At 72.7% G+C, this 12,614-nt stretch carries 9 protein-coding genes and 1 pseudogene; 3 read left to right on the top strand and 7 right to left on the bottom strand.

The window, feature by feature from the left end:
- Positions 1 to 26 precede the first annotated feature (26 nt).
- Together ACZ4WZ_RS29035 and ACZ4WZ_RS29030 are read left to right on the top strand one after the other, a co-directional pair.
- Complete coding sequence (locus ACZ4WZ_RS29035) at positions 27 to 665, top strand: flavin reductase family protein (RefSeq protein ID WP_467894895.1); 639 nt, start codon at positions 27 to 29, stop codon at positions 663 to 665.
- Positions 652 to 1,959: a cation:proton antiporter domain-containing protein gene (locus ACZ4WZ_RS29030; RefSeq protein ID WP_467894892.1), complete on the top strand. Its 1,308-nt coding sequence runs from the start codon at positions 652 to 654 to the stop codon at positions 1,957 to 1,959. The genes ACZ4WZ_RS29035 and ACZ4WZ_RS29030 overlap by 14 nt, the downstream gene beginning before the upstream one ends.
- A 103-nt stretch (positions 1,960 to 2,062) precedes the next feature.
- Here ACZ4WZ_RS29030 and trpD read toward each other — a convergent pair whose 3' ends face one another.
- From trpD to ACZ4WZ_RS28995, 7 genes are all read right to left on the bottom strand, one after another.
- The gene (gene trpD / locus ACZ4WZ_RS29025; protein WP_467894889.1) at positions 2,063 to 3,160 is read right to left on the bottom strand and encodes an anthranilate phosphoribosyltransferase; all 1,098 of its coding nucleotides are present in this window, start codon (positions 3,158 to 3,160) and stop codon (positions 2,063 to 2,065) included.
- Between the two features lie 34 nt (positions 3,161 to 3,194).
- Entirely contained in the window at positions 3,195 to 3,401 is a 207-nt protein-coding gene (locus tag ACZ4WZ_RS29020; RefSeq protein ID WP_467894887.1) for a hypothetical protein, read from the bottom strand.
- Positions 3,402 to 3,665: 264 nt separating this feature from the next.
- On the bottom strand, positions 3,666 to 4,994 hold the full coding sequence (locus tag ACZ4WZ_RS29015) for a class II 3-deoxy-7-phosphoheptulonate synthase (RefSeq protein WP_467894885.1): 1,329 nt from the start codon (positions 4,992 to 4,994) through the stop codon (positions 3,666 to 3,668).
- A 26-nt stretch (positions 4,995 to 5,020) separates the two neighbouring features.
- Positions 5,021 to 5,617, bottom strand: coding sequence for an anthranilate synthase component II (locus tag ACZ4WZ_RS29010; RefSeq protein ID WP_467894883.1), 597 nt, complete (start codon positions 5,615 to 5,617; stop codon positions 5,021 to 5,023).
- Positions 5,614 to 7,152 (bottom strand): anthranilate synthase component I family protein, encoded by a 1,539-nt coding sequence (locus tag ACZ4WZ_RS29005; protein WP_467894881.1) that lies wholly within the window; start codon positions 7,150 to 7,152, stop codon positions 5,614 to 5,616. The genes ACZ4WZ_RS29010 and ACZ4WZ_RS29005 overlap by 4 nt, the downstream gene beginning before the upstream one ends.
- An 84-nt stretch (positions 7,153 to 7,236) precedes the next feature.
- Positions 7,237 to 8,271, bottom strand: coding sequence for a 2,3-diaminopropionate biosynthesis protein SbnB (sbnB, locus tag ACZ4WZ_RS29000; RefSeq protein WP_467894879.1), 1,035 nt, complete (start codon positions 8,269 to 8,271; stop codon positions 7,237 to 7,239).
- A 77-nt stretch (positions 8,272 to 8,348) separates the two neighbouring features.
- Positions 8,349 to 11,303 carry an AfsR/SARP family transcriptional regulator gene (locus ACZ4WZ_RS28995; RefSeq protein WP_467894877.1) on the bottom strand — a complete coding sequence of 985 codons (2,955 nt, stop codon included), beginning with the start codon at positions 11,301 to 11,303 and terminating at the stop codon, positions 8,349 to 8,351.
- Positions 11,304 to 11,996: 693 nt separating this feature from the next.
- Here ACZ4WZ_RS28995 and ACZ4WZ_RS28990 point away from each other — a divergent pair.
- A pseudogene (locus tag ACZ4WZ_RS28990) lies at positions 11,997 to 12,459 on the top strand (amino acid permease); the annotation flags it as partial.
- Between the last annotated feature and the right edge of the window lie 155 nt (positions 12,460 to 12,614).

Here is a 12,614-nt window from a genome sequence, read left to right as displayed (position 1 = left end):
GGCCCAGCCCCAGGAGAGTCCCCCTCATGACAGCCACCTCGCAGCCGTCCCCCGCCGCCCGCGCCGCCGTGTCCGGCGGCGCGGCCGAAGCCGACATCAGGCCCCTGATGTCGGCCTTCCCGTCCGGCGTCTCGGTGATCACCACGATCGGTACGGATTCCGAGCCGCGCGGCATGACGTGCAGCTCCCTCGCCAGCGTCGCCCTCTCCCCGCCCACGGTGGTGCTGTGCCTGCGCACCGCGAGCCCGACCGTGCAGGCCGTCCTGGAGACGGGGCACGTGGCGGTCAACCTGCTCCACGAGAACGCCCGCCCGGTCTCGGACCTGTTCGCCTCGGGTTCCCCGGACCGCTTCGAGCGCGTCGAGTGGCGGCTGCCGCTGGGGGCCGGCGGCCCGCACCTCGCGGAGGCCTCGCACGCGGTCGCCGACGGGGAGGTCACCCAGACCGTCGAGTTCGGCGACCACACCGCCGTGTTCGTCCGGATCAGCCGCGTCTCGCTGCGCGAGGAGGAGGAGCCCCTGCTGTACGGGAAGCGCCGGTACGCCCGCTGGACCGACGCCACCGCCGTCCCGGGCCCACCCGCCGCGGCACCGCCCCCGCCGGCGGCACCCGCCCCGCGCGTCGCCCCTTCGGCCGCGGAGGGAGCTGCCCGTGTCCGCCCGTGACCCGCTGCCCGATCTGCTGATAGCGATCCCCGCCGTCATCCTCGCGTGCAAGGCCGGCGCGATGCTCTTCCGCCGCCTCGGTCAGCCGCCGGTGGTCGGCGAGATCGCCGTCGGCATCCTGCTGGGTCCCTCGCTGCTCGGCTGGCTGTGGCCCGACGCCCAGGCATGGCTGTTCCCCGGGACGGTCCTGCCGTTCACCGGGGCGTTCGGAAACATCGGTCTGCTGGCGTTCATGTTCCTGGTGGGCCTGGAACTGAACCTCTCGGCCCTGCGCGGGCACAGCCGTACGGCCATCGCCGTCAGCCAGGCGAGCATCGCGCTCCCCCTGGTCCTCGGCTCGGGGCTGGCCCTGCTGATGTACGACACGATGGCGCCGAAGGGGGTCAGCGAGGTCGCGTTCGTCCTGTTCATCGCCGTGTCCATGAGCATCACGGCCTTCCCGGTGCTCGCCCGGATCCTGACCGACCGGGGGCTCTACAACACCCGGATCGGCGCCCTGGCCATGGCCTGCGCGGCCGTGGACGACGTGACCGCCTGGTGCCTGCTCGCCGCGGTCGTCGCCGTCAGCACCAGCAGTTCCCCGGTCGAGGCGGCCACCACGGCGGCCCTGGCGGCCCTGTTCCTGGCGTTCATGATCTACGCCGTCCGGCCGCTGCTCGCCAAGTGGGCCGTACGGGCGGCCCGCACGGTGGACTCCGTCGTCCTGGTGGTGCTCTTCAGCGGGCTGTGCCTGTCGGCCTTCACCACCGACAAGATCGGCGTGCACGCCCTGTTCGGCGCCTTCGTCTTCGGGGTGATCACCCCGCGCGGTTCGCGGGTGATCGAGCTGTGCGCGGCGCGGCTGCGGGCCTTCACCATCCCGATCCTGCTGCCCCTGTTCTTCGTCAACACCGGCCTGAAGACCGATGTGGGGCTGCTCGCCGCCGATCCGATGATGTGGCTGTGGGCCCTGGCCGTCATGGTCGTCGCCTTCCTCGGCAAGTGGGGCGGCAGCACCACGGCCGCCCGCGCCACCGGCCAGTCCTGGCGGGACGCCATGTCGATCGGGGCGCTGATGAACTGCCGCGGCCTGACCGAGCTGGTGGTGCTGAACCTGGGCCTGGAGCTGGGGGTGATCGGGCCGGAGCTGTTCACCATGCTGGTGCTCATGGCCCTGCTCACCACGGCGATCACCTCGCCCGCGCTGTCCTGGATCCGACGGGGCGTGCCCCGGGGCAAGGAGGCCGACGACGGGGCCGAGGGGCCGCTGGTCCACGAGCCGGTACGGCTGCCGGCGAAGGCGGCCGTCCTGTGATCCCGGACCCGTGACCGCCGCCGGTGCGGCCGGGCCGTCCCCCTCCCCGGGACCGGTCCGGCCGCACCGGCGGCGCGTCCGCGCTCCGTACCGTACGTACCGCTCACCGCCCGGCGGCGGCGAGCGGCGCCTCGGCGTGTCCGGCCGCCGCCCGCACCCAGCGCTCCAGGACCGCCTCCGCGGCCCCCGTGTCCAGGGAGGCGGCCGCCGCGGCGACCCCCTCGCGCAGCCGCTCGGTGACCGTACGGCCCCCGGACGGCTCGGCCGCGGCCAGCGCGGCGGCCGCCGAGAGCAGCACCGCGTCGCGGACCGGCCCGCGCTCCCCGCCGGCGAACAGCCGCCGGGCCACGTCCGCGTTGTGCCCGGCGTCCCCGCCGCGCAGCGCGTCGACCGGGGCGGGCGCGATGCCCGCGTCGCGGGGGTCGAAGGACTCCTCCCGGACCCTTCCCCCCTCGACGCTCAGCACGGTGGACGTGGTGGTGACGCTGAGTTCGTCGAGGCCGTCGTCCCCGCGGAACACCAGGGCGCTGCCGCCCCGGCGGGCCAGTACGCCCGCGATCAGCGGCAGCAGCCGCGCGTCGGCCACGCCGACCGCCTGGGCGGTCGGACGGGCCGGGTTGGTCAGCGGCCCGAGCGCGTTGAAGACGGTGGGGATCGCCAGCTGCTTGCGGACGGCGGCGGCGTGCCGCATGGACGGGTGGAAGTCCGGGGCGAAGCAGAAGGTGATCCCCGCTTCGTCCACGAGGGCGGCCACCCTCGCCGGTTCCAGACGCAGCCGCACGCCCAGGGCCTCCAGCACGTCCGCGGATCCCGAGGCCGAACTCGACGCCCGGTTGCCGTGCTTGACGACGCGGGCGCCGGCGCCGGCCGCGACGATCGCGGACATGGTCGAGATGTTGACCGTACGGGCCCCGTCGCCGCCCGTACCGACCACGTCGACCGTGGCTCCGGGGACGTCGAGGGGCACCGCGTGGTGGAGCATGGCCCGTACCAGGCCCTCCAGTTCGCCGACCGTCTCCCCCTTGCCGCGCAGGGCGACGAGGAAGCCGGCGAGCTGCGCGTCGGTGGCCTCGCCGCTCATCACCCGGTCCATGGCCCAGGCCGTGTCGGCGGCGGTCAGGTCACGGCCGGCGAGCAGGGTTTCCAGCAGGGCGGGCCAGCTGCGCGCCCCGCGGCCGGGTTCTGGTCTGGCGGTGGTCACTTGGTTCCCCCTCGGGGTCGTCGGGTGTGGCGGCTCAGCCCCACTCGTCGATGTCCTTGGAGAAGGACGGCGACGGCGTCTGGGCCGCGGCCGGGGCCTGCGGGGTGGTGGCATCGGCCGTCACGCTGCTGCCGCCGTCCGCGGGTCCCCCGTTCGCGATCTGCACCCCGCCCGCGATCGCCACCGCCGCGATGGCCGCGAGGGTGATGCGCTTGACCTGGGTGCGCCACGTGTTCTGCATCTCTGTTCTTCTCCCCGTTGAGTACTGCTTGAGCGTCGCTTTGTTCCGGTGAGAAGAACACTAGGAAGGAGCGGCTTCGAGCTGATATCGCTCCGTCTTCCGGGGCCGCGCGATTTCGATAAGGACGATATACCCGCAGGTCAGAAGGGGCCCCTAGGCCGATAACAAACCCTTGGGACCCCTCTTGACGTCCGCTCGCGGGCCGCTCGAGACGTGATCGGGGCGCCCTCGTGGGCGGTCCGCGATAACGGCAATAAGCGGAATTCAGCGTTCCCGGTACATCTCGGCGACCAGGAATGCCAGATCCAGCGACTGGGTGCGGTTGAGCCTGGGGTCACAGGTGGATTCGTAGCGCTCGCTCAGTCCGTCGAGGCTCACTTCCTCACCGCCGCCCACGCATTCGGTGACGTCGCCCCCGGTGAATTCCAGGTGCACGCCGCCGGGATGCGTCCCGAGCTCGCGGTGGACCTCGAAGAAGCCCTTCACCTCGTCGACGATGTCGTCGAAGCGGCGGGTCTTGAGGCCGGACGGCGCCTCGAAGGTGTTGCCGTGCATGGGATCGCTCACCCAGGCCACCGGCGCTCCCTCCGCGGCCGTCTTCTCCACTAGTTCGGGCAGCCGGTCGCGGACCTGTCCGGCGCCCATCCGGACGACGAAGGTGAGCCGTCCCGGCTCGCGCTCCGGGTCGAGCCGGTCGATCAGCCGCAGCACGGTGTCGGAGTCCGTGGTGGGGCCGAGTTTGACCGCGACCGGGTTGGCGATCCGCGAGAAGAACTCCACGTGCGCGCCGTCCAGGTCCCGGGTGCGCTCCCCGATCCAGAGCATGTGCCCGCTGGTCGCGTAGTGCCGGCCGGTCGCCGGGTCCTCGCGGACCAGCGGTTCCTCGTACTCCAGCAGCAGGCCCTCGTGGCTGACGTAGAACTCCACGGCGTGCTGGATGCGTTCGTCCGCCCCGCAGGCCCGCATGAAGTTGAGGGCCTGGTCGATCTGGGTGGCGAGCGCCGTGTAGCGCTCCCCGACGGGCGAGCGGGCCACGAAGTCCTGGTTCCAGGCGTGCGCCTGGCGCAGGTCGGCGTAGCCGCCGGTGGTGAAGGCCCGTACGAGGTTCAGCGTGCCGGAGGCGGCCTGGTGCATCCGCAGCAGGCGGTCCGGATCGGGGGTGCGTTCGGCCGCCTCGAAGGGGAAGCCGTTGACGGCGTCGCCCCGGTAGGCGGGCAGGGTCAGCCCGCCGCGGGTCTCGGTGGGCTTGGAGCGGGGCTTGGCGTACTGGCCCGCCATCCGGCCGATCTTGACGACCGGCACGGAGGCGGCGTACTGGAGGACGAGCGCCATCTGGAGCAGGGTCTGCACCTTGCGGCGCACCGAGTCCTCGCGGACGTCCGCGAAGGTCTCGGCGCAGTCGCCGCCCTGGAGCAGGAAGGCCTCGCCCCGGGCGACGGCGCCGAGCCGGTACTTGAGCTGCTCGCACTCGGCGGCGACCACGAGCGGGACGGTGTCGCGCAGTCGTGCCCGCACCTCCGCCAGGGCGGCGGGATCGGGCCATTCGGGCTGTTGTGCTGCGGGCCGGGCCCGCCAGGAATCCACGTGCTCCACGAGATCGCTCCTTCGTTGCTCCTTCGTCACCCGGCGAGGATGTCCGCGCGCCGGGTCCGTGCGGTGGTGAGGAAGTTGCGCAGGAGGCGCATGCCGCCGACCGTGGTGATGGACTCGGGGTGGAACTGCACCCCTTCCACGGCGAGGGTGCGGTGGCGCAGTCCCATCACGTAGCCGTCGTCGACGGCGTGCGCGGTGGCGAGCAGCTCCTGCGGCAGGGGTTCGGCGACGATCAGGGAGTGGTAGCGGGTGGCGGTCATGGTCTCGCCGAGCCCCGCGAAGACGCCGGCTCCGTCGTGGGCGACCTCGCTGGTCTTGCCGTGCTTGAGCCGTTCGGCCACCTGTACGCGGCCCCCGTAGGCCAGGCCGATGGCCTGGTGGCCCAGGCAGATGCCCAGCAGGGGCACCCGTCCGGCGAAGCGGTGCACCAGCTCGACGTGGCCCGACTCGGCGGGGTGGCCCGGCCCGGGGCCGAGGACCACCGCGTCCGGCAGCCGGGCCGCGAGCTCGTCGGGGCTCTCGGTGCGGGAGCGGACGACCTCGGTGTCCGCTCCGAGGGTGCGCAGGTACTGGTCGATGATGTGGGTGAAGCTGTCGTAGGCGTCGACGAGCAGGACCTTCACGGAAGCAGCTCCTCACCGGTGAGCGCCCAGTAGGCCGCTCCCATCTTGTGCAGGGTCTCGCGCCACTCGGCGGCGGGCGAGGAGTCGGCGACGATGCCGGCGCAGCTCTGGGTGGAGTAGGCCGTTCCATCATGGGTGACCGTGCGGATGCACAGCGCGAGGCGGGACCAGCCGCGTACGTCGACCAGGCCGACGGCGCCGGCGTACATGTCGCGCGGCTCGTACTCCAGTTCGGAGATGAGCTCCATGGCGCGGATCTTGGGGGCGCCGGTGACCGTCCCCGCGGGAAAGGTCGCGGCCAGCGAGGACCAGGTGTCCTCACCGGGGGCGAGGCTCCCCTCGACGGTGGAGACCAGGTGGAAGACGTGGCTGAAGGTCTCGACCGTCATCAGCCGGGTGGCTTCGAGGGTGGTGGGCAGGCACACCCGGCCGACGTCGTTGCGGCACAGGTCGACCAGCATCACGTGCTCGGCCCGTTCCTTCTCGCTGGCGAGCAGGGCCTCGACGCGCGGACCGTCCACGGCGGGGTCGCCGCTGCGCGGGGTGGTGCCGGCGATGGGGCGCATCACGATGCGGTCGCCCTCGGTGCGGAAGAGCACCTCGGGGCTGGCGCCGATCAGCGTGGAGCCGTCGCGGGGGACGAGGTACATGTACGGGGAAGGGTTGCGTCCGCGCAGCCGCCGGTAGACGTCGAGCGGGGTCAGGTCCGTCTCGACCTGGATGCGGTGGCCGATCTGGATCTGGTAGATGTCGCCGACGCCGATGTGCCGCAGGCAGCGTTCCACGTTGGCGAGGAAGGCTCCCTCGTCGGTGCTGTCGCGGACGGCCCGGGGTGCGGGGGCGGCCGGGACGCGCCCTGCCGGCTCGGTCATCCCGGCGGTCAGCCGCTCGACGATGCCGGCGAGGTCGGTGCGGGCGGCGGGGCCGCCGTCCGGGCCGAAGGCCTCGCCGCGGGCCGCGAGCCGGACGGCCGTGCCGGCGTCCAGGTCGTACCAGACGGTGTCCTGGAACAGGGTCAGTACCAGGTCGGGCGCCCCCTCGTCGGTGTGCTCGCGGACGGGCAGCTCCTCCATGTACCAGGCGGCGCCGTAGCCGATGGTGGCGAGGAAGCCGAAGGCGTACTCGGGGCGGGGGCTGTCGACGTCGAAGCCGGCCTGCACGGCCCGCAGGACGTCCCATACCTGGCCGGGGCGTTCGAAGATCCGGTCGCCGCCGGGGCCGGCGGCCAGCCCCAGCCCGTCGGCGGCGCGGGACAGCTCGGCCAGTACGGACGGCACGCCGGCGGCGGAGATCCGCCCGGCGCGGATGCGCAGCTCGGCGAGGCGGCCGAAGCCGACGACGGCGGAGTTCCCGTCGAACTCGGGGCTCTCCAGCGACTCCAGGAGGAACACGTCCTCCCCGAACCGCGCGCGCAGGGCCTCGTACAGCTCGATCGGGGGGTGCGGGTCGAGGGCGGTCTCCTCGACCCGGACGGGGAGGGGGCGCCGGCCGGGTGCGGCCGGCGCCCGAGTGGCGGTGTCGAGCAGCGTGGTCACTGAATCACTTTCCTCGGATGGCTCGGGGCCGTGAGGACGGCCGGTTCGCGCCGCGCGGGGCGGCGCGGGGTGGGGGTGCGGGGCTCAGCCGTAGCGGCGCATCTCGTGGAAGAAGTCCTCCACGACCGACAGGTCGCCGCGCTCGCACAGGGCGTCGTAGACGTGCCGGCCGACCGCGAGGTCGAGGACGCCCAGCCCGAAGGGCGAGAAGAAGACGGGCTTGTCCTCGGGGACGGGGAGCTGGCCGGACAGCACGTCGTAGAGGGTGCCGTCGACGAAGTCGCGGCTGCCGGTGAGCTGTTCGGCCAGGTGGGGGGAGGTGTCGGCCTTGAGGCAGTGCTCGACGTCGTCGACGACGTTGAAGCCGGAGAGGATCACCTCGGGCGCCAGGTCGCGCAGCGAGACGTGCAGCACCAGCGGGTTGTGGCCGAACCAGTCGGGCTCGGTGACGTGCGGGGTGCCGGCGACGGTCGCGAAGACCACCAGATCGCTGCCGCGGATCAGCTTCTCGGCGCTGTCGTGGACGGTGACGGGGCCCTGCTCCCCGGAGCGGGTCAGGTAGTCGGCGAAGCCCTCGGCGTGCTCGGCGGACAGGTCGTGCACGCCGATCTCGTCGAACTCCCAGCCCGTGCCCGCCAGGTACTGGTGGATGAAGCGGGCGATCAGGCCGACGCCGAAGAAGCCGATCCGGCGCGGCCGGCGGCCCGCCGGGCTGAGCCGGTCGGCCGCCAGCGCGGCGGAGGCGGCGGTGCGGGCCGCGCTGATGATCGAGGATTCCAGGCAGGCGAGCGGATATCCGGTCTCGGGGTCGTTGAGGATCAGCACGGCGGAGGCACGCGGAATTCCGGCCGCCACATTTTCGGGGAAGCTGGAAATCCACTTCACTCCGTCGACCGGGGCCGCTCCCCCGATCGAGGCCGGCAGCGCGATGATCCGCGAAGTGGGCCGGTCCGGAAAACGCAGGAAATAGGAGGGCGGATTGACCGTGCCGCCCTCGCCGTGCACCCGATATGCGGATTCGATCAATCCGACCACCTCGGGCGCACGGCCGTCCAGGACTTCATGCACCTGGGCGCCGGGGATCACGGCGAAAGAGGGCGCGCCGGTCGTACGTGACATCGCAGACTCCACAGCTCGGCAGTTTTCTCGTCTGCGATGACGCTAGGGAGCCGCTTTATCGCCGGGTTATTGACCGGTTACGCCTTCCGCGACACCTCCCGCAGCCGTTCCAGCGCGGCGGCCGCCTTCGCCTCCCAGGGCGGGGAGCCGATGCGCTGGAAGACGGCCAGCGATGCGGCGAGGTGCGCCCGGCCCGCGTCGCCGTCGCCCCGCTCGCCGTACGCCCGGCCCAGCGCGAGCCTGATCTGGCCCTCGATCATCGGGCTCCGGGTCCGCCGGGCCGCGTCCAGAGCCTCCAGGAAGGTCCGCTCGGCCGCCTCCGCGGCGCCGGTCTGGAGCCGGGTCTCGGCGAGCCCCAGGAGCGCGTGGGCCAGGCCGAGCAGATCGGACCTCCCGCGCACGATCTCCACGACCCGGGTGAATTCGCTCTCGGCCTCCTCCAGCTGCCCCAGCGCGAGGTGTGCGCCGGCGAGGCGGTGGATGGCCAGCGCGAGCCCGTGCTGGTCGCCCTTGCTGCTCTCGCACACGCGCAGCGCCTCACGGCTGAGCTCGGCGGCGGCCTCGGGCCGCCCCTGGTCGAGGGCGAACTGCGCCATGTTCTGCAACGCGTACGCCTCCGAGTACCGGTCGCCCGCCTCCCGGAACACGGGCAGTGCCTCCCGCAGCCGCTCCATGCCCTGATCGAGTTCTCCCCGGATCCGGTCGATGAACGCGAGGCCGCTCAGCACCAGCGCGCGCCCGAGCGAGTCGCCGGCCTCCGTGTAGAGCGCGAGCGCGGTCTCCTGCCGCGCGGTCGACTCGGCCAGTCTGCGGAGCCTCAGTTCGACCAGGCCCAGCTTGCGCTCCATGGCCGCCTGTCCGCGCAGGTTGCCCGCGCCGCGTGCCGCCTGGAGGGCGTGCTCGCTGCAATGCCGCCAGTCCTCCAGGTAGTTGCGCGAGGAGAAGAGCACCTCCATGGCGATGACCAGGCCCCACGCCAGGTCGTCCATGCCCAGGGCGGCCGTCTGCTCGACGACGGCGACCAGGGAGAGCCGTTCGGCCTCGAACCACTCCAGCGGAGCCACCAGCAGCTCTTCCAGCAGCACGGAGTCGATCTCCCGGCGCGGCGTCTCGCAGTCCGCGATGCCTCCGCCGCCCCTTTCGCGCCGGTGCGCCTCTTCCGCGATGGTCAGACACGTACGGAAGACCCGGTCGCAGGCCGCCAGCCGCTCCTCCTCGCTCTCCTCCTCCCGGGCCAGCTCCTCCGCGTACAGGCGCATCAGGTTCTGGAAGCGGTAGCGCAGCTGTCCGGTGGCGTCGACGCCGACCACCTCCAGGAACTGCGCGTCCACCAGGTGCTCTATCAGCCGCTCCGCGTCCAGGACGTCCGCGTCCAGCAGCGCGGCACCCACCCACGCCGTGAAGTCCGGTACGCCGAGCAGCCCGAGGAGCCGGTACAGCCGGGCCGCGTCCTTGTGCAGGTACCGGTAGCTCAGCTCGAAGCTGGCCCGGACCTGGGACTCGCCCTGGCTGAGCTCGTCCAGCCGGCGGCGCCCGTCGCTGAGCCGGGTCACCAGGTGGCGCACCGTCCAGTGCGGCTTCGACGCCAGCCGGGCCGCGGCGATGCGCAGTGCCAGCGGCAGCCGGTCGCACAGCTCGACCAGGCGCGCCGCGTCCTCGGGAGCGGCCTGTATCCGGGCCTCGCCGACGATCCGGCCGAGCAGCTCGACCGAGTCGCCCTCGGGGAGCACGCCCAGGTGTACGCGGCCCCGCTGCGGCCAGGTCACCAGCTGCTCCAGCTGCTCCCGGCTGGTGACGAGCACGGTGGAGCCGCCGCTGCCGGGCAGCAGCGGGCGGATCTGCGCGAAGGTGCGTACGTTGTCCAGCACGATCAGCACCCGGCGCTCCGCGAGCACGCTGCGGTAGAGCGCGATCCGGTCCTCCAGGCCGTTGGGCACGTCGTCGCTGTCAACGCCGAGCGAGCGCAGGAAGCGGCTCAGTATGTCCCCGGCGGTGGTCGGTGCGTGGTGCTCGTCATAGCCGCGGAGGTCCGCGAAGAGCCGCCCGTCCGGATACTGTTCGGTAACACGGTGCGCCCAGCGGACCGCGAGGCCGGTCTTGCCCACGCCCGCCACGCCGGTGATCAGTCCGACGGTGGATGCGCGGCTGTGCTCGCCCTGGCCGTCCACCAGGGAGTCGAGGGCGGTGAATTCAGCACCTCGGCCCGCGAACCCCGGTACGTCCGGCGGGAGTTCGGAGGGGACGACGCGCCCGCGTGCGGCTAAGGCATCGGCGGCGTCGGCCGCGCCGTCCACCGGCTCGGCCGGCGGCTCGAAGGCCAGCGACGGGTCGTCCCGCAGGATCGCGTCGTGCAGCTCCTGGAGTTCGGGGCCGGGGTCCATGCCGAGCTCGTCGATGAACTGGCGGCGCGCCTCCCGGAAGCTCTCCATCGCCTCGGCCCGCCGTCCGGAACGGTACTGGGCGAGGATCAGGTGGTACCGGGTGCGTTCGCGCAGCGGGTGTTCCCGCACGGCGGCGGCCAGTTCGGGCAGCAGCAGCTGGTGCCGCCCCAGCTCCAGCTGCACGCCCGTCATCGCCTCGTAGGCGTTGATCCGTACTTCTTCCCAGCGGGCCGCCTCGTCCTCGACGAGCTGACCGGTGACCCCGGCGAGCGCGGGTCCGCGCCAGAGGGCGAGCGCCTCGGCGTAGCAGCGCGCCGCGTCGGCCGGACGGTGGATCCGGACCGCCTCCTCGGCCTCGGCGACGAGCTCGGTGAAGGTGACGGTGTCGAGCACGTGGCCGTCGGGGCGCAGCAGGTAGCCGGGGTGCGCCGTGACGATGACGTCCTCGGCCACGCCTTCGCTCTTGATGGCCTTGCGCAGGGCCGCGATCACGATGGCGACCTGGGTCCGGGCGGTGGCTGGCGGACGACCGTTCCAGACCACGTCCACGAGGGTGTCAACCGGAACGATCCGCCCTGGACTCAGGAGCAGAAGGGCCAGAATCGTACGTTGCCGGGCACCTCCTACCTGAACCGTCCGTTCCCCCGCCATCACCATGAGTGGTCCGAGAATTCCGAATCTGAGTGGCTCGCCCAATGTCTCTCCCCCCGTCACCGCCGGGCCCGGCGGCGTGATCACCCTACCTGTCTGCCGCTGACAGAAAAGGGTCGGGACACAAGCCGTATGGCTGCCGAGGCACCATGACCGAAAGCTGATTGATCATCTCGTGATTGGCCGGAATCAATCGGAATCACGGCCTCCTGTGACCGGATGCCATGGGGGCGACATTCAGCCAAACCGGGGGAACGGGAAGGTCCCGTTCACGCCCCCTCCAGGCCACCCCGCCGCCACCCCGCCGACTCCCCCGCGACCGGTGCCGGTTCCGGGGAACCGTGACGCCGTACCGCCAGCCAAGCGGCGCGTGACGGCTCGTGACGGCGCACCAGTCCGCCGACGGACGCCTGCCGCGGACCTCTCGCGCGGCGGTCCGGAGCGCGGGGACGACGGCCGTGGCCGTCGGGTTCGCGGTCCCGGTGCGACGGGTCGCGGCGAACGGCAGGCGCAGGATCGGGACGTCCGCGACGGGCACCGCACGGATCCCGGGTGCGGACGGGTCGATGGCCGTCCGGGGGACGAGCGCGGTGCGGGGCCGGCCCGCGCCAGCGCCGGCTGGGCGGCGATGCCCGCGGTGACGTACCGGGGTGTCGGCGTGAATCCGGCCTGCCGGCAGGCGTCCAGGACGGCATCGGCGCACGCCTGGAACTCGACCGCATCCCGCGACCGCCGCGCCGCACGCACTCGCTGGTCGTCGTTCCGGTCTCGGGCCCGTCCAGGCTGACCTGTCAGGTGCTCACCGCCGCCCGCTCCCTCGGCGACGAGGTCCGCGCCGTCACGGTCACGCACCCTACGCCAGAGGACCGGGCTGCCGCCGAAGCGCTGCGGCGTGACTGGGAGTTGTGGAACCCCGGCGTCGAGCTCATCGACATCGCCTCCCCGACCCGCTCGCTGGGCAGACCGGTGTCCGCGTACGTCAACGCCCTCTCCCGGTCCCGGCCCGGCACCCAGGTCACCGTCTCATCCCGGAGACCGAACCGGCCCGCCTGAGGCAGCGGCCCCTGCAGAACCAGCGGGGAGCGGTCCTCGCCCACGCCGTACGCCGGGACACCGACGCGGTATCTGCCGCCTCCGGTTCCGGGTCTCGGCGTAGCGGCGCTGACGGTGCTCTGGTTGCGCCAACCCATGGCACCGGGGGGGGGGGGAGGGGGGGGGAAAGGGGGGGGGGGGGGGGGGCCCAACCACCCCCCCCCCCTTTCCCCCCCCCCCCCCCCGCCGCTCTTATCGCCTCCTTTTTTGTTCGTGGAG

Source organism: Streptomyces sp. NPDC029122 (assembly GCF_055569445.1).
The sequence above is the reverse complement of the archived record's forward strand: the minus strand, read 5'-3'. Positions and strand labels throughout refer to the sequence as shown.